Below are 21406 nucleotides of genomic sequence, written 5' to 3'. Positions count from 1 at the left end.
GGCGTCATTGTGGACGTTGGAACGAAACGACAGAGCTTGTGACGTATGAATCAACTCGACGAGCGTAAGCTTGATCCCGCCGTAGCCCTTGCCTCCCTCGACGAGGTTGCGCCCCGGGAGCCGCACCGGCTGTTCGCCCTCAAGCAAGCCGACTGCTTCGCGGTGGCCGACGCCTATGGCGACATCCGCGGCGCCGGCGATGGCTTTTTCCGAGACGACACGCGTGTGCTTTCGGAATTCCGGCTGACGGTCGGTGGCCGGCAAATGTCGTTGCTCGGCGCCTCGCTCAGCCAGGACAATGTGCTTTTCACCTCGAACCTGACCAATCTGCCGATCCAGAGTGTCGGTGGTCGCGACATTCCGCAGGGCGCGATCCACATAGAACGCGTCAGGCTGCTTTGGCAGGACCGGCTGTTCGAGCGCATCACCCTTTCCAACTACAGCCAGGAATCGTCGGCCATTCGGGTTTCCTTGCATTTCGCAGCAGATTTCCGCGACATGTTCGAGGTGCGCGGTTCGACCCGGCTCAAGCGCGGAATAGCCCACGCCGCCGAGACCAGTCCGACATCCGTGGTGCTTCGATATGACGGGCTGGACCAGCTCGTGCGCCTGTCGGCGATCTCGTTCTCGCAGGCGCCGGACAATTTGACCGCCAGCCGCGCGGATTTCCTGGTTGCGGTGACGAAGCGCAGCAGCGAGGTCCTCTATATCGAGGTCGGCCCGGAAGTGGCGGAGACACCCGACCGCGACCGTTTTCGGGCTGCCGCCGCCCGCGCTCGCTTCGGCATGCGCGCCAAACGCCGCCACGGCGCGACGGTGCACAGCTCCGGCCGCGTCTTCAACGACTGGATCGAACGCGCGCGCGCGGACGTGGCGTTGCTGACCACCGAGCTTTCAACCGGACCTTACCCCTATGCCGGCATACCCTGGTTCTCGACGGCATTTGGCCGTGACGGGGTGATTTCCGCACTGCAGATGCTGTGGTTGAATCCTGGGCTGGCGCGCGGCGTACTCGCCTTTCTCGCCCAGCATCAGGCGACCGAAACGTCGCCGTTCAGCGATTCGCAGCCGGGCAAGATCATGCACGAGACCCGCAAGGGCGAGATGGCGGCACTGCGGGAGCTCCCGTTCGGCCGCTATTACGGCGGCGTCGATACCACGCCGCTCTACATTCATCTCGCTTGCGCCTATGCGGATCGTACCGGCGACATGGCGTTCGTCGACGGCCTGTGGCCATCGCTCTGTGCAGCGGCCGAATGGACGGAGGAGACAAGCCGCGCGACCGGCTTCGTTACCTACCAGCGCGGCGCCGAGACCGGCCTTGCCAACCAGGGCTGGAAGGACAGTTTCGATTCCGTCTTCCATGCCGATGGCCGCATGCCCAAGGGGCCGATCGCCCTGGTCGAGGTGCAAGGCTACGTCTTTGCCGCGTTCCGTGGGCTGGCGGCCCTCGCCCGCCGCCGCGGCGAGGACGACAAGGCCGATCATTGGGAGGAACGGGCCGAAACCATGCGCGCCGCGGTGGAACGCCATTTCTGGATGGACGATCTCAATTTCTATGCACTGGCGATCGATGGTGCAGGCGAGCTCTGCAAGGTACGGACGTCGAATGCCGGCCATCTTCTCTTTGTCGGGCTGCCCGAGCCGGAACGGGCGCAGATGGTCGCCGATCAGCTGCTCTCTGCGTCGTTCCACTCTGGGTGGGGAGTGAGGACGCTGGCCGACGATGCGATATTCTTCAATCCGATGTCCTACCACAATGGTTCGATCTGGCCGCACGACACCGCCATGTGCGGTGCCGGCCTGGCACGTTATGGCGTGCGCGACAGCGTAGTCAGGCTGATGAGCGGCACGTTCGAATCGGCTGTCCATTTCAACATGCGGCTGCCGGAACTGTTCTGCGGCTTTACCCGGTCGCCGGGCGAAGCGCCCATCGCCTATCCCGTCGCGTGCCTGCCGCAGGCCTGGTCGGCGGGATCGGCCTTCATGCTGATGCAGGCCTGCCTTGGGCTCGAAATCGACGGCTGGAACAGCGAAATCCGGGTCACCCGCCCAAGGCTGCCGATCGGCATCGACACGCTGACATTGCGGCATCTAGGCGTCGGCTCGACAGTGGTCGACCTCACATTCCAGCGTGTCGGCGACCGGGTCGTCGCCTTTCTCGCCGATCGGTATGAGGGGATGGTGCCGCTCATCGTGCGTACTTGATGCCGCCGCGCTGCGGCGCATCGAAAATGACGCGCGGCATTGCAATCGTCCGGAACCGATAGCCTGTTTGTGCGTTGCAAAAATGGCGCGGGGACGTTGTCGTTGTCATACGGCGGCGAACCAGAAAACAAATAAAAAAACGGCTATCGACCGGCCGGAGGCGAGATCACATTCCATGTCAGATTATACTGTAAACCTGCTCTGGGTTTTGCTGATTGCAAGTTTTGGCTTTTCCGCTTTTGCCATTCTCCTGTCGATATCCCGCCAGCGTCGCGGCCGCGCAACGGCGGCCGCATACACGCCGAGCGAGGATGTCGCGTCGGAAGCGGCACGCAAGGTGCTGCGCGAGTTCGAAAAGAACGGCCAGTCGGCCGATGCGGCACTGGTCACATGGTCGCCCGACACTTTGCGCAAGATCCTGGCCGACGACCTGCCGGACGCACAGGTCATCGTGGTGTCCAACCGCGAACCCTACATCCACAACATCAAGGATGACGGGGTCCAACTTTTGGTGCCGGCCAGCGGGCTGGTTTCGGCACTCGAGCCCATCACCCGCGCCTGTGCCGGCACCTGGATCGCCTATGGCGGCGGCACGGCAGACCGCCTCACCGTCGACAAGGACGACCGGGTGCAGGTGCCGCCGGGCAATCCGTCCTACACGCTGCGCAGGGTCTGGCTGACGGAGGAGGAATATCAGGGCTATTATCTGGGCTTCGCTAATGAGGGCCTATGGCCGCTTTGCCATATCGCCTTCACCCGCCCCGTGTTTCGCGCCTCGGACTGGGACGCCTACGAGGCCGTCAACCGGAAATTCGCCGATACGGTGGTTGCCGAAGCCCGCAACGAACGGCCGATCGTGCTGGTGCAGGACTACCATTTTGCGCTGCTGCCACGCATGATTCGCCAGCGCCTGCCGGACGCGATAGTCATCACCTTCTGGCACATCCCTTGGCCCAATTCGGAAGTGTTCAGCATCTGTCCGTGGCGTGAGCGGATCCTGGAAGGACTGCTCGGCAGTTCGATCATCGGCTTTCATACCCAATTCCATGCCAACAACTTCACCGAAAGTGTCGACCGCTTTCTGGAGAGCCGGATCGAACGGGCAGACGCGGCAATCTCCTATGGTGGGCAGACCACATTGGTCCACGCCTATCCCATTTCCATAGAATGGCCGGCCCAATTGCTGGCAAAACTGCCGTCTGTGGAGGAGTGCCGCGCCAGCGTGCGCGACAGATTCGGCCTGTCTGCGGATACCAAACTATGCGTTGGCGTCGAGCGCCTCGACTACACGAAAGGCATTCTCGATCGCTTCCATGCCTTGGACGAATTGTTCACGAGATATCCCGAATGGATAGGCAAGGTGGTTTTCCTGCAGATCGCCGCGCCGAGCCGGGGGACATTGCCCGCCTACCAGCAACTCCACGACGAATGCCGCCGCTGTGCCGAGGAGCTCAACCGGCGCTATGGCAGCGAGACATACAGCCCTATCCTGATGGTCGCCGAACATCATCGGCAGGAGCAGGTCTACGAGGTCTATCGCGCCGCCGACATCTGTATGGTCACCAGTCTGCATGACGGCATGAACCTTGTCGCCAAGGAATTCGTCGCAGCGCGCGACGACGAACAGGGCGTGCTTTTGCTCAGCACCTTCGCCGGTGCCTCGCGCGAACTGCTGGAAGCGCTGATCGTCAACCCCTACGATGCGGCCATGATGAGCGAGGCGCTGTTGCAGGCGCTGACGATGACGCCGGAAGAGCAGCGCGAACGTTTGCGGCCGATGCGCGAGATGGTCCGCGACAACAATGTCTACCGCTGGGCCGGCAGTATGCTGCTGGACGCCGCGCGCCTGCGCAAACGCGGCGATCTCGACAGGGTGACCGGAACCGGCGAGCGCCCGCCATCGAACACCAACAACGTCATCTCGATGTTCGAGCGGGCTCGGAAGGCAGCGTCGTGAAAAGCTTTGAACAACCGCTGGCGTTGAACCTGTCGGAAGGGCAATGGGCGCTCTTCCTCGACATCGACGGAACCCTGCTGGAACACGCTGCCCATCCCGACGCGGTGTTCGTCGGCGAGGAATTGCGCAATCTGCTGGAACGCATCGAGCGGCGGCTGGATGGTGCGGTCGCCTTCATCACCGGCCGATCGATTCCCGCCGTGGACAAGCTATTCCATCCGCTGAAGCTGCGGATCGCCGGACTGTATGGGCTGGAGCACCGGCTGACGCCGAGCGGTCCGATCGATGCCGCCGACGCGCCGGCCGACATCGCCGCCCTTGCGGACGAGATCGAGGCCGAACTCGGCAGCGGCAAGGTCTATGTCGAGCGCAAGGGGCCGGTCCTTGCCGTTCATACAAGAGCAGCACCGCAACTGCTTGCACCCGCAATCCAGCTCGTCGAACAGGCATTGGCCCGGCTTCCGAAGGGTTATCGGGTGCTTCCGGGAAACGCCGGCGTCGAGCTCATGCCTTTGGAAGCCGTCAAAGGTGCTGCCATCCGGCGTTTCATGGACATTCCGCCCTTTGTCGGCCGGCGGCCGATATTCCTCGGAGACGATACATCGGACGAACACGGTTTCGAGGCGATCAATAAAATTGGCGGCATCTCCATCCGCGTGAAGCCGAACGGACCGACGGCCGCAAACTATGCCCTCGACGACGTGACCGGCGCAATAGCCTGGCTCGAGGCCAGTTTCGAGACGTCGGCGGTGGCCTGATCGCGCCGTGGCCCGGTTCAGCTGATCTTCCCGTCCACCATGTGAATGCGGCGATCCATGCGTGCGGCCATGTCCAGGTCATGCGTGACTGCCACGACCGTCTTGCCGCGTTCGCGCACCAGATTCTGCAGGATTGTGAACACCTGCTCCGAGCTCTTGCTGTCGAGGCTCCCCGTCGGCTCGTCTGCCAGGATAAGCGGCGGGTCGTTGGCGAGCGAGCGTGCCACCGCGACGCGCTGACGCTGGCCTCCCGAAAGCTGGTCCGGCCGCTTGTCGAGATGTTCGCCGAGCCCCAGCGATGACAGCAACTCGCCAGCCCGTTCGCGCATCACGGGTCGGGCCAGCCGACCAAGCTTGCGCATTGGAATTTCTACATTTTCGCGCGCCGTGAATTCCGGCAGAAGGAAATGAAACTGGAAGACGAAGCCCAGCGTCGAAAGCCGTGTCTGCGCGCGCTCCCTTTCATTCATCGGCTCGGTGTCGCGGCCGCCTATTCTCAACGTCCCAGCGGTCGGCCGGTCGAGCAGCCCGAGCAAATAGAGCAACGAGGACTTGCCGGAGCCGGAGGGTCCGGTGATGGCGACGAATTCTCTCTCGTTAATCGCGAGCGTGATGTCCTTGACCAGCGTGACGGGAACCGTCTCGGGCAACACGCGCGTCAGTTTTTCGGTCTCGATGAGTGCGCTCATGACGCGCCTCGGATAATCTCGACGGGGTTCAGGCGCGCCGCACGGCGCGCCGGCAGGTAGCCGGCCACTGCCGCCGAGCCCAGCGCGAAAGCCGACGCGATCACGTAGTGCATCAAGCTCCAAGCGATCGGCAGCCGGGTCATCTCCTGGCCAGTCGCGGCGATCTCGAAACGCACCAGCGACAGTGCATAGGTCATGGAGAAGCCAAGCACCCCGCCGAGCACAGAGCCGGCAGCGCCGATCGCCACGCCTTCCAGCAGAAAGAGCCGGCGCATGTCGGACTCCGGGAAGCCAAGCGACTTCATGATGGCGATGTCGCGCGCCTTCTCGTGCGTGATGGTGGAGATGATGTTGTAGATGCCGAAGCCAGCAACCAGCATGATCGCGCCGACGACGGTGTACATGATGACGTTGCGCACGACGAGTGCTTCGAGGATCGATTCATTGGCCTCCTGCCACGCCACGGCCTTGTAGCCCAGTTCGGCCTCTGCACGATGCGCCACCGCGGGAGCGCGGTTGGGGTCGTCGAGCTTGATGCGGATCTCGTTGATGGCGTTTGGCCGCGCTGAGAGAATCTGCGCGTTCTTCAAAAGCACATAAGCTTCGCCTTCGTCGCGCGCGGTGGTGCCGGTGTGGAAAAGGCCGGCGATCTTGAAATTGCGCGTCAGCCCTTCCGAGGAGACCGCCGTTATCGTATCGCCGAATCCGGCACCGAGCCGGCTCGCCATCGTGTTGCCGATCAGCACGTTGTTGCCGCCCGCGGCAAGTGCCGAAAAGCTGCCTTCGACGAACTCTCCGACGATCGGTGAAACGCCGGTCTCGCGCTGCGGATCGACCCCGATGATAGCTGCGCCCACTTCGCGGCTGGAATAGCGGATCACGCCCTGAGTCTTGAGGCTTGCTGCGAACCGGCCGGGAATCCAGCTCTCCAGCCGGGAGGTCGCGGCGGTCGGATTGATGATGCCGCGCCGATCGTCGCGTGGCCGGAGCCCGGAGATGGCGACGGTCTCGAAGTAGTCCTCGGCCGGCTGCCGGCGGGCGGTGCGCTGCTCGTCGGTGATGTCGACATGCGGCATCGTGTCGACGAGCTGCTTGACGAAATCGTCCTGCCCGCCTTGCATCAGCGCTGCCATCGCAATTGAGAAGCCGACACCCACCGCGACGCCGACTATGGCGACCAGCGTCTGGCGGCCGCGGCCGGCGATATGCGTTACGGCAATGTCGACGATCAGCGCCATCGTTGCCTATCTCTCCTGCGCGGCGGCGATGCTCACGCGCGCACCGTCGCCGAGGTCAGCGGGATAGGGCGAGACGATGCTGGCCTTCTCGTCGATGCCTGACCGTACCTCGACGCCATTGGTGCCACGAATGCCCGTGCGGATTTCACGCCGCCAGGCCTTGTCGCCTTCGACTACGAACACCTTGTTCCCATCCACCGCAACCGACGGGATCAACAGCGCATTTTTCGAAACGCGGATGACGATGTTCACGTCGGTCGACATGCCTATACGAAGCGGCGTATTGTCCGGCAGGCGGAAGCGGACGCGATAGGTCTTCGTCACCGGATCTCCCTTGGGCGTGATGCTGTCGACCACCGCTTCCAGATTCTGCCGAGGGAACGCATCGGATTTAAGCAGCGCGCGCTGGCCGATCTCGACCCGTGGAATGTCCTCCTCGTTCACCTCGGCGACCACCAGGAGCGGCTTCGGCTCGCCGACCCAGAACAACACCGTGCCGAGTTCGGCGACCTCACCGACCTCGCCGTCCTGCCTGAGCACGACGCCGGCGCTCGGCGCTTGTAAGACGTAGGTGTCGAGCCGCGCTTTCTGTCCGGCAACCAGCGCTTCGATCTGGCCAAGCTCGCTTTGCGCGCGATCGAGCGCCTGCTGGCTTGCCGCACGCCTTTCGGCAAGCACGGTCAGCCGCCGGAGCTCTTCTTGGGCGAGTGCTTGACGCGCTTCGATCTCGCCAAGCACAGCCCGGGCCTCGCTGTCGTCGAGCTTGGCGAGCACATCGCCTTGTGCAACCCTCGACCCCTCGCAATTACACTGCTCGACGATCCTCTCGCGGACAACGGGAGTCACCTTGGCCCAGGTTCGCGGCTCGACCGAGCCACTCGCGTAAACGATCTCCGCCGCGTCGCCGCGTTGTGGCGTCACGATCGAAACCTTGGCCGGCTGCCACACATACCAAGCGCCGAAAGCAGCAGTCGCCGCGACAAGAACGATGCCGACAGTCCAGCGTATCCGTCGCAAGAAGCTCTCCTTCCACCATCGAATGCGAACGTCGGAGCGGTGGCAGACATAGCATTAGACCGACCGTCGGTCTATAAAAGTTGCATAAAGAAACGGTTCGTGCTCCTCTTGCCCCCTGTACTTTATGAGGTCGATTTTGCCCCGAGTGATAAAGCCGCCGGAGATACGATCCGCCGAGCTCCTCGACTGTGCCCAGCGGCTTTTCTTCGAGCATGGCTACGACAACACGACGGTGAACGACATCATCCGCGAGGCCGGCTTGTCGAAGGGTGCGTTCTATCACTATTTCGCGTCGAAGGAGGCCCTGCTGGAGGCGCTCGCCAGACGTCTCGCACGTGACAGCCTTGCCGAGCTGCAACCCGTCCTCGACGACCCGTCACTCGATGGGATTGGCCGGCTCAATGCACTCTTTGCCGGCTCGCGACGGCTGAACATCGAGCTTGCCCCGCAATTGCGAAAAACGTTCTTCGTCGTGTTCCGGCCCGAGAACCTTGCCCTCTTCCATCGGGTCGACCAGGCGGCCAGGGAACTGGCCGAGCCGATAATCACAAATCTGCTCAGGAAGGGAAGCGAGGAAGGCATTCTCGACGTGCCCGACCCGCAAGCTTTTGCCGAGATGTTCCTGCAACTCCGGCTGACCTTTCGGGACGTGATGCACCGCGCCCTGCTACAGGCCGAACAGGGTAATATCGACGAAGCAGCGCGGCTGCTCGAGGGCCGATTGCGGCTCTACGGCATCGCAATCGACCGGCTTTTGAAGTTGCCCGATGGAACGATAGAAGCCGTGCAGCCCGGTTTTGCCCGGGCTTTTCTCGAAGCCGGACCGTAAGCCGCTGACAGCGATGGAGGAGAGTTGATGAGTAGGAAATCGCGCGCTTCGACCGATACCGTTCTCAAGGAACTGCGCGCCTTCGGCCTCACCTATCCAGGCGCAGAGACAAAGAGTCCGTGGCCTGGTCACGACGATCTCGCGGTGAAAGGCAAGACCTTTGCTTATTTGAGCCTGGAAGGCGAACCGTTCAGCATCTCCCTCAAACTCCCCTACAGCGGCGACGAGGCGAGAAAGCTCCACTATGCGTCGCCGACGGAGTACGGCCTTGGCAAGAGCGGATGGGTGACGTTCGAACCAGCACCGGACGAACTGCCACCGATGGGACAACTGAAGTCATGGCTCGATGAGAGTTATCGCGCACAAGCGCCCAAAAAGCTTGCCGCCCTGATCACGCACAAGGTGGACTCTGGAGCTTAGGTCGAGCGATCGGTGTCACCCCACCGAATCGCCGGCGCTAGAAGCTCAACGACGCCATGCCGATAAGCGCGTTTCTCATTGAATGACTTTAAGGCCAAAGCCGGCAAATCGTCTGCTTGCCGGTTCCCCTGCGTCAGGCTTAACCTGCGTGCCATGCGTGGAGGCGCGTGCGGTAACAAGGGGAGGACATAGCAATGACCATACAAGGCGCATCACCGGACCTGTACAATGAGGATCTCGCACCGGCGAAGGTTCGAAACTGGGGACCGTTCTCGATCTTCAACGTCTGGACGTCGGACGTCCACAGCCTGTGGGGCTACTATCTCGCTGCCAGCCTGTTCCTGTTCTGCGGCGGCTTCGTCAACTTCATCATCGCCATCGGTATCGGTTCGCTGATCATCTATGCGTTGATGAACATGGTCGGCTATGCCGGCGTGAAGACCGGGGTGCCCTACCCTGTCCTGGCGCGTGCCTCCTTCGGCATCTGGGGCGCCAACATACCGGCGCTGGTGCGCGCCATCGTCGCCTGCTTCTGGTACGGCGCGCAGACGGCGGCGGCCTCCGGGGCGATCGTAGCCCTGCTGATCCGCTCGCAATGGTTCGCCGACTTCAACCAGGGCACCCATTTCCTCGGCCACTCCGGGCTCGAGGTGATCTGTTTCGCCGTCATCTGGGCGCTGCAGCTCCTGATCATCCAGAAAGGCATGGAAACGGTGCGCCGCTTCCAGGACTGGGCCGGACCGGCGGTGTGGGTGATGATGCTGATCCTGGCGATCTATCTTTGCATCAAGGCAGGCACCTTCGCTTTCACCAGCGACATCCCGATGGATGTGCTGCTGGAAAAGACAAAGGACGCGGGCGTGCCGGGCACGCCGGGCTCCTGGACCTCGCTGTTTGCGGTGGCCGCGATCTGGGTGACCTATTTCTCCGCGCTCTATCTCAACTTCTGCGATTTCGCGCGCTACGCCCCGGACAAGGCATCGCTGCGCAAGGGCAACATCTGGGGCCTGCCGGTCAATCTTATCCTGTTCTCGCTGGTCGCCGGCGTCACCACGATCGCCGCCTTCGACGTCTATGGCGAGGTGCTGCTGCATCCCGACCAGATTTCGGCGAAATTCGACAGCTGGTTCCTGGCGGCGCTCGCAGCCCTGACCTTTGCGGTGGCGACGCTCGGCATCAATGTGGTGGCGAACTTCGTGTCGCCGGCCTTCGATTTCTCCAATGTCTTTCCACGCCAGATCGACTTCAAGAAGGGCGGCTACATCGCGGCGCTGATCGCGCTGGTGCTCTATCCATTCGCGCCCTGGGAAGGCAGTGCCGCCTCCTTCGTCAACATCATTGGCGCGACGATGGGGCCTATCTTCGGCGTGATGATGGTCGACTATTACCTGATCCGGAAGGGCGAGGTCGACGTCGAGGCACTCTACAGGGAGAATGGCGAATTCCGCTTTCAGGGCGGCTGGCATGTCAATGCCTTCATCGCCGCCGGTATCGGCGCGGTCTTCTCCTCGATCCTGCCCAACTTCACCAGCCTGCTGCCGTCATGGTGGGGCGTCTATGGCTGGTTCTTCGGCGTGGCAATTGCCGGCGTCATCTACTACGTGCTGCGCACGATGGCACTCGGTGCCGGAGCCAGGATAGCCAAGGCCTGAACAGACTCGGGGCGGCGCGAGCCGCCCCGTTCATTCTGCGATCATTTCGGCCAGGCGGCGCACGGTGTTCCAGTTGCGCGACGTGCCGATGCCGAGGCGTTTGTGGCTCACCGCCGCAAGCAGCCGCGAACTCGGCATCTCGCGGGAAAAGACGATCCAGATGTCGCCGCCGACAATCCGCAGCTTCTCGTCCTTGCCGGCATATGCCTCAAGCGCCGCGGCGGTCTCGGCGGGAACGGGCGCTCGCATCACGCGCACCGCCACCTGGTCCGCGGCCTCGGCCGATTCAGCTGGGAACGGATTGCCGGCCGCCAGCCTTAGCCAGCCGTCGGCGCGGCGCACGATGATGTCGACGTGGCGGCCGAAAATCTTTGCGAACGCCGCCTCCAGCCGCTGCTCCAACGCCGCAAGTTCTGTTTCTTGCGCCTCGAAGACCAGATTGCCGGTCGCTACCAGCGTGCGCGGCTTATTCAGACCCAGGCCTTCGGCCATCGCCTTCAGATCGGACATGACGACCCGCCGCCCCTCGCCCAGGACAATGCAGTAGAGCAGCGCGACGTAAGTTTGCATGGGCGGTTAGTCTAGACCAGCCGCGACTGCTCTACCGCCGCCTCGATGAAGCTGGCAAACAGCGGGTGCGGATCGAGCGGCCGGCTTTTCAACTCGGGATGGTACTGCACGCCGATGAACCAGGGGTGGCCGGGATATTCGACCGTTTCCGGTAGCACGCCGTCCGGCGACATGCCGGCAAACACCAGGCCGCAATCCTCGAGCCGCTCCTTGTAGTCGACATTGACCTCGTAGCGGTGGCGATGGCGTTCGGAAATCTGGGTATCGCCATAGATCTCGGCGATCTTCGATCCCTTGGCGAGGTCGGCCTGGTAGGCACCGAGCCGCATGGTACCACCAAGGTCGCCGGTTTCCCTGCGCTTTTCCAGCATGTTGCCCTTCAGCCATTCGGTCATCAAGCCGACGACCGGCTCCTCGGTTGGACCGAACTCGGTCGATGATGCGCGCTCGACGCCGGCCAGCGAACGCGCCGCCTCGATGCAGGCCATCTGCATGCCGAAGCAGATGCCGAAATACGGCACCTTGCGTTCGCGCGCGAACTTCGCCGCCAGGATCTTGCCCTCAGAGCCGCGCTCGCCAAAACCGCCGGGGACGAGAATGCCATGGACCTTCTCCAGCCACGGCGCCGGGTCTTCCTTCTCGAATATCTCGCTTTCGATCCAGTCGAGCTTGACCTTGACCCGGTTGGCGAGGCCGCCATGCGACAGCGCCTCGATCAGCGATTTGTAGGCGTCCTTGAGGCCGGTATATTTGCCGACGACGGCAATGGTCACTTCGCCTTCCGGATTGTGGATGCGGTTGGACACCGCTTGCCACCGTTCCATGCGGGGCTTCGGCGCCGGATCGATGCCGAAGGCGGCCAGCACTTCCGAATCCAGCCCTTCATTGTGATAGGCCATCGGCACGTCGTAGATATGCGGGACGTCGAGCGCCTGGATGACGGCGCTTTCGCGGACATTGCAGAACAGCGACAGCTTTCTGCGCTCTTCCTTGGGGATCGGCCGGTCGGCGCGGACCAGCAGTATGTCGGGTGCAATGCCGATGCCGCGCAACTCCTTGACCGAATGCTGCGTCGGCTTGGTCTTCAGTTCGCCTGCCGTCGGAATGTAAGGCATCAAGGTCAGGTGGACGTAGACGGCGTTGTTGCGCGGCAGGTCGTTGCCGAGCTGGCGGATCGCCTCCAGGAACGGCATCGCTTCGATGTCGCCGACGGTGCCGCCGATCTCGCACAGCACGAAATCGTAGTCGTCATTGCCGTTGAGGACGAAATTCTTGATCTCGTCGGTGACGTGCGGAATGACCTGCACGGTAGCGCCGAGATAGTCGCCGCGCCGCTCGCGCTCGATGATGTTCTTATAGATCCGGCCGGTGGTGATGTTGTCTTGCTGGTTGGCCGAGCGGCCGGTGAAGCGCTCATAATGGCCAAGATCGAGATCGGTCTCGGCCCCGTCATCGGTCACGAAGACTTCGCCGTGCTGATAGGGCGACATCGTGCCGGGATCGACATTGAGATAGGGATCGAGCTTTTTGATGCGTGCGCGATAGCCCCGCGCCTGCAAGAGAGCCCCAAGGGCCGCTGCAGCAATGCCTTTTCCAAGTGAGGAAACCACGCCGCCTGTGATGAATACATATCGCGCCATGGGAGTCATCGCTTAACGCGGCCGAATTGATTCCGCCAGAGAAAAAACCGCCGCGAAGGCTTTTTCCCAAGAAGGCGCTCTGGTCGTTGGCGTATCAAAACAAAAGGGCCGGCGAGGCCGGCCCTTTTGGCACGATTTGTAAAAGCGTCAGATGATGACGACTTTGGTGCCTACTTTCACCCGGCGGTAAAGGTCCATGACGTGCTCGTTGATCATGCGGAAGCAGCCATTGGAGGCGCTGGTTCCGATCGACTGCGGCGCGATGGTGCCGTGAATGCGCAGGTGGGTATCTTTCTTGCCGTCGTAAAGATAGATGGCGCGCGCACCGAGCGGATTGTCGCCGCCGCCGGGCATGCCGTCCTTGTACTGGCCATAGTGCTTGGGTTCGCGCTTTTGCATATCCAGCGTCGGAATCCAGCGCGGCCATTCCTGCTTGTCCCCGACGGCAACCGTACCCTTGAACTGCAGGCCTTCCCGGCCGACCGCGATGGCATAACGGCGGGCGGTTGACGATGATTCGACGAGGTAGAGACGACGGGCGCTGGTATCGATGACGATGGTACCGGGGTTGTAGCCGGTGAATTCGACCTCCTGCGGCACGAATTCCGCCTTGACCTTGAACTGCCGCTTGGCCTGCTTCCTTTCGAGCGCGGCGTCGAGCGCGCGTGTTTCCGGAAGCAGCGACATCGACGAAGAGGATGTGCCGCCGAACAGTCCCGCGAACAGCCCGACGCTCTGCGGCTTCTGCCCGACCGGTTCGCTGCGCAACTCGCCATTGTTGCCGGTCAGCGCAACGTTCATGGCCTCGGCCGGGATCGGCTCGGCCGACTGGATCGGCGCAATGGGCGTAATCGGTTCGATGATGTTGACGGTCTTCTTCTTGGCCGGCGTGGCGTCAGCCACCTTGGCCGTTGCGAGCGGCTGGCTCTTCTTGGCAAGGAACGCCTGCCGTTCCACATCGGCTTTGGCTTTCGCCGCCTCACGCATCGCCAGCTTCCTGGCTTCGAGTGCCTTGGCGCGAGCGGCTTCCTTGTCGGCTGCGATCTTGGCTTCGATCTTGCGGATCTGCGCAAGGTCGTCCGGCGTCGGATCTTTCTTCTTCTTGAGAAGCTTCAATTGCGCTGCATCGCTTTTGGCAGCGACCTTGACGACGTCGGTTGTTGTTGCGGCTTTGTGGGCCGAGTTTGCCGTCGGCATGGCCGCGTAAGCGGGCGCACCTACGCTGAGCACGGCACAAAGGCCGGCAAAAATGAAGCTGCGAAGCTGCATGGGGAAGATCCGATCGTTCAATGCTTGTTGCCCACGGCGTCGCCCGGCGCCCCCCAAGGACGCCGAGAATGCCGCGTGCAACGTATAATCGATTAGCCGGAAGCGCCTCAAGCGTGAGGCGCAGTCGAATCTTCGTGATCGTGCGGCATTTGCCGCGACTGTGTTCAAACGACAACAGATCGCGGCATAAGTTGCCCTATTACTGGTTGGGGACCTGCGGCGTGGCCGGCGCGGTGGCGCCGTTTGTCGCTGGCGGCGTCGCCGGAGCGGTTGCCGGCGGCGTCGTTGCCGCGCCATTGCCGGACGGCGGGGTCGGCGCCGTGGTGCCCGAAGGCGGCGTCGGCGTCGTGGTTCCAGGCAATTGGTTGAGTACGCCCTTGCCTGCTCCGTCCGAGGTCGCCGGCACGCGATCGAGAATGTCGATCGGCTTCTCGCCATAGCGCGCAACGATCGACAGTGTCAGCGAAGTGACGAAGAAAGCGGCAGCCAGGATCGCCGTCGCCCGCGTCAGCGCATTGGCGGCGCCACGCGCGGTCATGAAGCCCGATCCGCCGCCGATGCCGAGGCCGCCGCCTTCGGAGCGCTGCAGCAGCACCACGCCGACAAGCGCGAGCACGACCATGAGGTGGACGACGATCAGTACGGTTTCCATAATTTACCCTGGCAAGGCCTTGTGCGGCCGCTGATTTGGAGGCGGCTCAATACAATGCTTTGACGGCATTTCCAAGCCCGTGGCCGGAATATGGGAAGCAATGCGTCCTTTGCAACGATTTCGGCGCCGGCCGTCCGCTCAAATGCAGCAAGCAGCCCTTGTATCAAGCAATGTTTCGATAGGCTTCCGCGATGCCGAGGAAGTCCGCCGCCTTTAGGCTGGCGCCGCCGACCAGCGCGCCATCGACATTCCTGACGCCGAGCAACTCGACGGCGTTGGACGGCTTGACCGAGCCGCCGTAGAGAATGCGCATCTTGGCCGCCGTATTGCCGAGCTTCCGTGCCAGTTCTTCGCGGATATGCGCATGTGCCTCGGCGACGTCGGCGGCGGTCGGGGTCAAGCCGGTCCCAATCGCCCATATTGGCTCATAGGCAATGACGGTGTTGGAACCCGTGGCGTTTGGCGGGACCGAGCCAGCGACCTGGCGCGACAGCACGTCGAGCGTGGCTCCTGCTTCTCGTTCGGCTCTTGTCTCACCAATGCAGATGATGGCCACCAGCCCGGCGCGCCATGCGGCGGAGGCCTTGGCCTGGACCAAGGCATCGTCCTCCTTGCGATCGGCGCGGCATTCGGAATGGCCGACGATGACATGGCTGGCACCTGCATCCTTCAGCATCTCGGCCGAAATGCAGCCGGTATAGGCGCCGCTTTCCTCGGTGTGGCAATCCTCTCCGCCGGCCCGCACCGGCGTGCGCGACAGAATCTCGGCGGCGTGCGCAAGCAAGGTCGCCGGCACGCAGACCACCGCTTCGGTCTCGGCGTCGAGCCCACTCATGAAGCCGTTGCCGATCATCCTGAGCTCGTTGAGCGAGGCGCTAGTGCCGTTCATTTTCCAGTTGCCGGCGACGAGCGGGCGGATTCCAGGCGTCATGGGATTTGTTTCTCCGGGCAATTTCCAGCTGGCCCTCACTATCAAAATCAGGCCACAAAGCAATCGACAGTGGGCAGGAAGGGCGCTATTGCGCTTGTTTCAGACTCGGCGCATGCGAAATGCGCAAAAATCGGAAGTACTCATGCTTGGTATGTTGAGAAGCGCGGCGGGGACCTGGGTCGCTAAACTGCTGCTGTCATTGTTGGTGTTGAGCTTCGCCGTCTGGGGCATCTCGGGCCGCCTGATGGGCGGTCTTGCCGGCCATGACGCCGTGATTACGGCCGGAGGCACCAAGGTCTCGATCAACGAATACCGCCTCGCTTATGATCGCCAGCTCAGCGTCATGTCGCAGCAATTCGGCCAGCGCATCAGCCGTGAGCAAGCGACGGCGCTCGGCATCGACAACCAGGTGCTGGCGCAACTCGTGTCGGGTGCCGTCCTCGACGAGCAGGCCCGCAAGCTCGGCCTCGGCCTGTCCAAGGACCGGCTCGCCGAACTGACGCGTGAAGACCCGGCGTTCAAAGGGCCTGCCGGAACCTTCGACAGGAGAACCTTCGAGTACCTGCTTCGGCAGATCGGCATGCGGCCGGAAGACTATTTGAAGAACCGCGCCCAGGTCGCGGTCCGCCAGCAGATCGTCGAGGCGGTTTCGGACGGCCTCAAGGCCCCGGATACATTCTTCAAGGCGGTCGCGCTCTATCGCGGCGAAGATCGCACCATCGACTACCTGACCTTGCCGAAATCGCTTGTCGAGCCGATAGAAGCGCCGTCCGACAGCGCGCTTTCGGCCTATTTCGAGGAAAACAAGAAAACCTACGCCGCGCCCGAATACCGTAAGTTCTCCTATGTCAGGCTCGAACCGGAAGACATCATGGATTTGAGCGCGGTGACCGACCAACAGGTCAGCGACGACTACAATAAGAACAAGGCGCGCTACACCACGCCGGAGATGCGCACCATCGAGCAGCTTGTGTTCAAGACACCTGATGCCGCAAAGGCGGCGCTCGATTCGCTCAGGACCGGCGCGACCTTCGACAAGATCGTCGCTGCCGAAGGCAAGACGCCGGCCGACACGCTGCTCGGCACGCTGGCCAAGGACAAGATCGCCGACAAGGCGGTCGCCGACGCTGCCTTCAAGCTCAACGTCAATGAGGTCAGCCCGGTCGTACAAGGCGCATTTGGTCCCGTTCTGCTGCGCGTCACCGAAATCAAGCCGGAAGTGGTGAAGCCGCTGGCCGAAGTATCCGAGCAGATCCGCAAGGACCTGGCACTGGGCGAGGCAAGCCGCATCTTGCTGGACGTGCACGACAATTACGAGGATACGCGCGCCTCGGGCAGTTCGCTCGCCGAGGCAGCCGCCAAATTGAAGCTGAAGGTCGTCACCATCGATGCCATCGATCGCACCGGCCAACGGCCGGATGGAAGCATCGTCAAAGACCTGCCGGAATCGCCGGCACTCATCAAGGCGGTGTTCGAATCCGAACCCGGAACCGACAATGAAGGCCTCACCACCGCCGATAACGGCTTCGTCTTCTACGACGTGAGCGCGATCACGCCTGCCCGCGACCGCACATTGGACGAAGTCCGCCAGAAGGTCGTGGCCGACTGGACCGCGGCGGAGACCACCAAACGGCTCACCGCAAAAGCACAAGAGCTCGAGAAGCGTCTCAAGGCCGGCGCCACGCTCGAGGTGATCGCCGGTGAGCTCAAGCTCGAAAAGCAGACCAAGCGCGGCGTCAAGCGCGATGCTGACGACGTCGATTTCGGCAAGGAAGGGGCCGCCGCGATGTTCGGCGTCGGCGAAGGCGGCACCGGGCTGATCCCCTCACCTACGGGCGACGGACAGATCCTGTTCAAGGTTGCCGAGGTATTCGAGCCCGCCGGGGCCGACGCCAGTTCAGTACCCGAGGACGCACAGAAGTCCTTCACATCCGGCATGTCCGACGACCTGCTCGACCAGTTGGTAGCGCAGTTGCAGACGCAATATGACGTCCGCATCGATCAGACGGCCGTAACCCAAGCCCTGGCCAGATGAGCGCGCTGAAGATCCACATCGCCAAGGTCGCCGCCGGCAGCGCTCTTTCCTTCGAGGAGGCGCGCGAGGCCTTCGATATCATCATGTCCGGCGATGCTACCCCCGGCCAGATCGGCGGCTTCTTGATGGCATTGCGCGTGCGCGGTGAGACCGTCAGCGAGATCGCCGGCGCCGTCGCCACCATGCGCGCCAAGATGCTGCGTGTCGAAGCCCCCGAGGGCGCCATCGACATTGTCGGCACCGGCGGCGACAATTCGCACAGCGTCAACATTTCGACCGCATCCGCTTTCGTCATCGCCGGCAGCGGCGTGCCCGTCGCCAAGCACGGCAATCGCGGACTGTCCTCGCTGACCGGCGCCGCCGATGTGCTGATCGCATTGGGCGTCAAGATCGACATCCCTCCGGAGACGATCGGCCGCTGCATCCACGAGGCCGGCGTTGGCTTCATGTTCGCGCCGGCGCATCACCCGGCGATGAAGCATGTCGGCCCGACCCGGGTCGAGCTCGGCACCCGCACCATCTTCAACCTGCTGGGCCCGCTTTCCAATCCGGCGAGTGTCAGACGGCAGATGGTCGGCGTGTTCCTGCCCGAATGGATCATGCCGGTGGCAGAAACGTTGAAGGAGCTTGGCGCCGACCATGCCTGGATCGTCCATGGCGACGGCTATGACGAGATCACCACCACCGGCGAGACACTTGTCGCCGAACTGGCCGGCGGCGAGATCCGCAGCTTTACGCTGACCCCGGAAGCCGTCGGACTGAAGCGGCACACCAAGGACGAGTTGCGCGGCGGCGACGCCCCCCACAACGCCCAGGCACTGCGCGACATGCTGGGCGGCGCAGCCGGCGCCTTTCGCGATACGGTGCTGATGAATGCCGGCGCCGGGCTGGTAGTGGCCAGCAAAGCGACGACGCTTGCCGACGGCATGGTAACGGCGGCGCAGGCCATCGACAGCGGCCGCTCGCTGAAAGTGCTCGATAGGCTGATCGAGATTTCGAACGGTTAACACCATGTCCGACATCCTGCGCAAGATCGAGGCTTACAAGCGCGACGAGATCGCGGCGGCCAAGGCACGCGTGTCATTGGCCGAGATCAAGGCACGGGCGACGGATGGCGACGCGCCGCGCGGCTTTCTTTCCGTTCTTGAAGCAAAGCGCAAATCCGGCAGGTTCGCGCTGATTGCCGAAATCAAGAAGGCTAGCCCATCCAAAGGCCTGATCCGCGCCGATTTCGATCCGCCGACGCTGGCCAGGGCCTATGCGAAGGGCGGTGCCGCCTGCCTTTCGGTGCTGACCGACGCACCCTCCTTCCAAGGCGCGCCCGAATTCCTCACCACTGCGCGCGCTGCCGTCGAGCTGCCTGCACTGCGCAAGGATTTCCTGTTCGACCCCTATCAGGTCTACGAGGCCAGGGCATGGGGCGCCGATGCCATCCTGATCATCATGGCCAGCGTCGACGACGCGTTGGCAAGAGAACTCGAAGCGACAGCGTTCGGGCTCGGCATGGACGCGCTGGTCGAAGTGCATGACGAGGCTGAAATGGAACGCGCGCTGCAGCTGTCGTCGCGGCTGATCGGAATCAACAACCGCAATCTCCGGACCTTCGAAACCAGCCTACAGACCTCGGAGCGGCTGGTAGCGATGGTGCCGGCCGACCGCCATCTGGTCAGCGAGAGCGGTATCTTTTCGCACGACGATTGCCGCCGGCTGGAGCAGAGCGGCATTGCGACTTTCCTGGTCGGCGAGAGCCTGATGCGCCAGCAGGACGTGGCCGCGGCAACGCGCCTGCTGTTGACGGGCAAGGCGCCGGCAGAGGCCGTTTGAGGATGGCGGCCGCCCTCACCCATCTTGGAGCGCAGGGCGAAGCCAACATGGTCGATGTCGGCGACAAGGCTGAGACGGTGCGCACTGCAGTCGCAGAAGGTTTTGTCGCGATGCGGCCCGAGACGCTGGACATGATCCTCGCCGGCGACGCCAAGAAGGGTGACGTGCTGGGCACCGCGCGCATTGCCGGCATCATGGCGGCCAAGAAGACGCATGAACTGATCCCGCTTTGCCATCCGCTGCTGCTGACCAGGATATCTGTCGATATCGAGGCGGACGCCGCGCTGCCCGGCCTGAAGGTGACAGCATTGACCCGCGTCACCGGCAAGACCGGCGTTGAGATGGAGGCTCTGAGTGCCGTCTCGGTCGCTTGCCTGACCATCTACGACATGGCCAAGGCGGTCGACCGCGCCATGGTCATCTCCGGCATCAGGCTGGTTGAAAAGACCGGCGGCAAATCCGGCGACTACAAGATCACCGGAGACGGGGCCACCGAGGCAGGCCGCTAATGGCGCTGGTCCCAGTTGCCGAGGCGCTCGAGCGCCTGCTGGACGGCGCAGCAGCGCTGCCGGGCGAACGCGTCGCACTGCTGGATGCCGCCGACCGCGTGCTGGCGGAGCCGGTTGTGGCGCTCCGCACCCAGCCGCCGTTCAACGCCTCCGCCATGGACGGCTATGCCGTGCGGGCGGCCGATATCGCGTCCGTACCGGCAAGGCTTTCGGTGGTCGGCATGGCGCCGGCCGGACGCGGCTTTGCCGGAACGGTGCAGCAGCGGCAGGCCGTGCGCATCTTTACCGGCGCGCCGCTTCCCGAAGGCGCCGACACTATCGTCATCCAGGAGAACGTCCGCGATCTCGGTGGCGGCAGCGTCGAAGTGACGGAACCGACGGTGCAGGGGCGCAACATCCGCCGCCTCGGGCTCGATTTCGCCAAGGGCGATGTCCTGCTGCCCAAAGGCCGCCTGCTCGACCCGGCGGCCTTGTCGCTGGCGGCATCGGCCAATCACCCCGAGGTGCGCGTGGTCAAACGGCCGCTGGTCGCCATCATCGCCACCGGCGACGAATTGCTGCCGCCGGGCAGCGATCTTGGCCCCGACCAGATCATCTCCTCCAACGCCTATGGTGTCGCCGCTGCCGCACAGTCGGTCGGTGCGCGCGCGCTCGACCTTGGCATCGCGCCGGACCGCAGGGAGGCGATCGCTGCGCTGGTTGAAAAGGCCGTGAAGGCTGGCGCGAACGTCATCGTCACGCTGGGCGGTGCCTCGGTCGGTGACCACGACTTCGTCCATGACGTGCTGACCGGGCAAGGCATGACGCTCGATTTCTGGAAGATCGCCATGCGGCCGGGCAAGCCACTGATGTTCGGGCGGCTGGGAGACATTCGCTGCATCGGCCTGCCCGGCAATCCGGTGGCAAGCCTGGTCTGCACTCAGCTCTTCCTGAAGCCGCTGCTGGCGCGGCTCGGCGGCCGCGCCTTTCAGCAGGATATACGTCGGGCACGGCTCGGTGCTGCCATGCCGGCCAACGATCTCAGGCAAGATTATGTGCGGGCTGTTGTCATAGATGACGCCGGTACGCTCGTGGCGACGCCGTTCGGCATCCAGGACTCCTCGATGCTGAAAATGCTGGCCGATGCCAACGGGCTGATCGTTCGCGCGCCGTTCGCACCTGCTGCAGCGGCGGGCTCCCCCTGCGACGTGCTGATGTTACGCTGAACC

Annotated in this window: 19 protein-coding genes; 11 read left to right on the top strand and 8 right to left on the bottom strand. The window is 63.2% G+C overall.

Going from position 1 to position 21406, the window contains the following annotated elements; all coding sequences use genetic code 11:
- The first annotated feature begins 45 nt into the window (after positions 1 to 45).
- From NKK47_RS03125 to otsB, 3 genes are all read left to right on the top strand, one after another.
- Positions 46 to 2208: an amylo-alpha-1,6-glucosidase gene (locus NKK47_RS03125; protein WP_352458126.1), complete on the top strand. Its 2163-nt coding sequence runs from the start codon at positions 46 to 48 to the stop codon at positions 2206 to 2208.
- Between the two features lie 175 nt (positions 2209 to 2383).
- Positions 2384 to 4165, top strand: a complete 1782-nt coding sequence (locus tag NKK47_RS03120) for an alpha,alpha-trehalose-phosphate synthase (UDP-forming) (protein WP_023674969.1) — start codon at positions 2384 to 2386, stop codon at positions 4163 to 4165.
- Positions 4162 to 4923, top strand: coding sequence for a trehalose-phosphatase (otsB, locus tag NKK47_RS03115; protein WP_352458125.1), 762 nt, complete (start codon positions 4162 to 4164; stop codon positions 4921 to 4923). Before NKK47_RS03120 ends, otsB begins: the two co-directional genes overlap by 4 nt.
- A 17-nt stretch (positions 4924 to 4940) precedes the next feature.
- Here otsB and NKK47_RS03110 read toward each other — a convergent pair whose 3' ends face one another.
- Genes NKK47_RS03110 through NKK47_RS03100 form a run of 3 tightly spaced genes read right to left on the bottom strand, consistent with a single transcriptional unit; the run spans position 4941 to position 7867 of the window.
- Entirely contained in the window at positions 4941 to 5612 is a 672-nt protein-coding gene (locus NKK47_RS03110; RefSeq protein WP_352458124.1) for an ABC transporter ATP-binding protein, read from the bottom strand.
- Entirely contained in the window at positions 5609 to 6850 is a 1242-nt protein-coding gene (locus NKK47_RS03105; RefSeq protein WP_352458123.1) for an ABC transporter permease, read from the bottom strand. Before NKK47_RS03105 ends, NKK47_RS03110 begins: the two co-directional genes overlap by 4 nt.
- Positions 6851 to 6856: 6 nt before the next feature.
- Positions 6857 to 7867, bottom strand: coding sequence for an efflux RND transporter periplasmic adaptor subunit (locus NKK47_RS03100; RefSeq protein WP_502903642.1), 1011 nt, complete (start codon positions 7865 to 7867; stop codon positions 6857 to 6859).
- Positions 7868 to 8003: 136 nt separating this feature from the next.
- Here NKK47_RS03100 and NKK47_RS03095 point away from each other — a divergent pair, with 136 nt between their 5' ends.
- The 3 genes from NKK47_RS03095 to NKK47_RS03085 all read left to right on the top strand — a co-directional run bounded on the left by NKK47_RS03095 (position 8004) and on the right by NKK47_RS03085 (position 10768).
- On the top strand, positions 8004 to 8696 hold the full coding sequence (locus NKK47_RS03095) for a TetR/AcrR family transcriptional regulator (protein WP_352458122.1): 693 nt from the start codon (positions 8004 to 8006) through the stop codon (positions 8694 to 8696).
- Between the two features lie 27 nt (positions 8697 to 8723).
- Positions 8724 to 9116 carry an MmcQ/YjbR family DNA-binding protein gene (locus NKK47_RS03090; RefSeq protein ID WP_352458121.1) on the top strand — a complete coding sequence of 131 codons (393 nt, stop codon included), beginning with the start codon at positions 8724 to 8726 and terminating at the stop codon, positions 9114 to 9116.
- Positions 9117 to 9310: 194 nt separating this feature from the next.
- Positions 9311 to 10768 (top strand): NCS1 family nucleobase:cation symporter-1, encoded by a 1458-nt coding sequence (locus NKK47_RS03085; protein WP_352575022.1) that lies wholly within the window; start codon positions 9311 to 9313, stop codon positions 10766 to 10768.
- 30 nt (positions 10769 to 10798) lie between these two features.
- On the opposite strand, the gene NKK47_RS03080 is transcribed toward NKK47_RS03085, so the two are convergent.
- The 5 genes from NKK47_RS03080 to tpiA form a co-directional block, all read right to left on the bottom strand.
- Positions 10799 to 11338, bottom strand: a complete 540-nt coding sequence (locus NKK47_RS03080) for a DUF1697 domain-containing protein (RefSeq protein ID WP_352575021.1) — start codon at positions 11336 to 11338, stop codon at positions 10799 to 10801.
- A gap of 11 nt (positions 11339 to 11349) precedes the next feature.
- Entirely contained in the window at positions 11350 to 12978 is a 1629-nt protein-coding gene (pyrG, locus tag NKK47_RS03075) for a CTP synthase (protein WP_352458118.1), read from the bottom strand.
- A gap of 147 nt (positions 12979 to 13125) precedes the next feature.
- Complete coding sequence (locus tag NKK47_RS03070) at positions 13126 to 14247, bottom strand: L,D-transpeptidase family protein (RefSeq protein ID WP_352458117.1); 1122 nt, start codon at positions 14245 to 14247, stop codon at positions 13126 to 13128.
- Positions 14248 to 14446: 199 nt separating this feature from the next.
- The gene (gene secG, locus NKK47_RS03065) at positions 14447 to 14899 is read right to left on the bottom strand and encodes a preprotein translocase subunit SecG (RefSeq protein ID WP_254817294.1); all 453 of its coding nucleotides are present in this window, start codon (positions 14897 to 14899) and stop codon (positions 14447 to 14449) included.
- Between the two features lie 163 nt (positions 14900 to 15062).
- Entirely contained in the window at positions 15063 to 15830 is a 768-nt protein-coding gene (gene tpiA, locus NKK47_RS03060) for a triose-phosphate isomerase (RefSeq protein ID WP_352448837.1), read from the bottom strand.
- 142 nt (positions 15831 to 15972) lie between these two features.
- On the opposite strand from tpiA, the gene NKK47_RS03055 reads away from it, so the two are divergent.
- The 5 genes from NKK47_RS03055 to NKK47_RS03035 are packed head-to-tail and all read left to right on the top strand — an operon-like array spanning position 15973 to position 21403.
- Complete coding sequence (locus NKK47_RS03055) at positions 15973 to 17865, top strand: SurA N-terminal domain-containing protein (protein ID WP_352458116.1); 1893 nt, start codon at positions 15973 to 15975, stop codon at positions 17863 to 17865.
- Positions 17862 to 18872, top strand: a complete 1011-nt coding sequence (trpD, locus tag NKK47_RS03050; protein ID WP_352458115.1) for an anthranilate phosphoribosyltransferase — start codon at positions 17862 to 17864, stop codon at positions 18870 to 18872. Before NKK47_RS03055 ends, trpD begins: the two co-directional genes overlap by 4 nt.
- A gap of 4 nt (positions 18873 to 18876) precedes the next feature.
- Positions 18877 to 19689: an indole-3-glycerol phosphate synthase TrpC gene (trpC, locus tag NKK47_RS03045; protein ID WP_352458114.1), complete on the top strand. Its 813-nt coding sequence runs from the start codon at positions 18877 to 18879 to the stop codon at positions 19687 to 19689.
- 2 nt (positions 19690 to 19691) lie between these two features.
- The gene (moaC, locus tag NKK47_RS03040) at positions 19692 to 20198 is read left to right on the top strand and encodes a cyclic pyranopterin monophosphate synthase MoaC (RefSeq protein ID WP_352448833.1); all 507 of its coding nucleotides are present in this window, start codon (positions 19692 to 19694) and stop codon (positions 20196 to 20198) included.
- Positions 20198 to 21403, top strand: a complete 1206-nt coding sequence (locus NKK47_RS03035; RefSeq protein ID WP_352458113.1) for a molybdopterin molybdotransferase MoeA — start codon at positions 20198 to 20200, stop codon at positions 21401 to 21403. The genes moaC and NKK47_RS03035 overlap by 1 nt, the downstream gene beginning before the upstream one ends.
- Positions 21404 to 21406: the final 3 nt, after the last annotated feature.

Origin of the sequence: Mesorhizobium sp. M0019 (assembly GCF_040323975.1) — a bacterium.
GTDB lineage: Bacteria > Pseudomonadota > Alphaproteobacteria > Rhizobiales > Rhizobiaceae > Mesorhizobium.
Note: the sequence above shows the minus strand (reverse complement) of the source record. Positions and strands in the feature narration are given on the sequence as shown.

Excerpts from the sequence above, each read along its gene's own strand:
- NKK47_RS03125 (WP_352458126.1), top strand. The coding sequence starts at position 46 with ATGAATCAACTCGACGAGCGTAAGCTTGATCCCGCCGTAGCCCTTGCC.
- NKK47_RS03120 (WP_023674969.1), top strand. The coding sequence starts at position 2,384 with ATGTCAGATTATACTGTAAACCTGCTCTGGGTTTTGCTGATTGCAAGT.
- NKK47_RS03110 (WP_352458124.1), bottom strand. The coding sequence starts at position 5,612 with ATGAGCGCACTCATCGAGACCGAAAAACTGACGCGCGTGTTGCCCGAG.
- NKK47_RS03105 (WP_352458123.1), bottom strand. The coding sequence starts at position 6,850 with ATGGCGCTGATCGTCGACATTGCCGTAACGCATATCGCCGGCCGCGGC.
- NKK47_RS03090 (WP_352458121.1), top strand. The coding sequence starts at position 8,724 with ATGAGTAGGAAATCGCGCGCTTCGACCGATACCGTTCTCAAGGAACTG.
- NKK47_RS03085 (WP_352575022.1), top strand. The coding sequence starts at position 9,311 with ATGACCATACAAGGCGCATCACCGGACCTGTACAATGAGGATCTCGCA.
- NKK47_RS03080 (WP_352575021.1), bottom strand. The coding sequence starts at position 11,338 with ATGCAAACTTACGTCGCGCTGCTCTACTGCATTGTCCTGGGCGAGGGG.
- pyrG (WP_352458118.1), bottom strand. The coding sequence starts at position 12,978 with ATGGCGCGATATGTATTCATCACAGGCGGCGTGGTTTCCTCACTTGGA.
- NKK47_RS03070 (WP_352458117.1), bottom strand. The coding sequence starts at position 14,247 with ATGCAGCTTCGCAGCTTCATTTTTGCCGGCCTTTGTGCCGTGCTCAGC.
- secG (WP_254817294.1), bottom strand. The coding sequence starts at position 14,899 with ATGGAAACCGTACTGATCGTCGTCCACCTCATGGTCGTGCTCGCGCTT.
- tpiA (WP_352448837.1), bottom strand. The coding sequence starts at position 15,830 with ATGACGCCTGGAATCCGCCCGCTCGTCGCCGGCAACTGGAAAATGAAC.
- NKK47_RS03055 (WP_352458116.1), top strand. The coding sequence starts at position 15,973 with ATGCTTGGTATGTTGAGAAGCGCGGCGGGGACCTGGGTCGCTAAACTG.
- trpD (WP_352458115.1), top strand. The coding sequence starts at position 17,862 with ATGAGCGCGCTGAAGATCCACATCGCCAAGGTCGCCGCCGGCAGCGCT.
- trpC (WP_352458114.1), top strand. The coding sequence starts at position 18,877 with ATGTCCGACATCCTGCGCAAGATCGAGGCTTACAAGCGCGACGAGATC.
- moaC (WP_352448833.1), top strand. The coding sequence starts at position 19,692 with ATGGCGGCCGCCCTCACCCATCTTGGAGCGCAGGGCGAAGCCAACATG.
- NKK47_RS03035 (WP_352458113.1), top strand. The coding sequence starts at position 20,198 with ATGGCGCTGGTCCCAGTTGCCGAGGCGCTCGAGCGCCTGCTGGACGGC.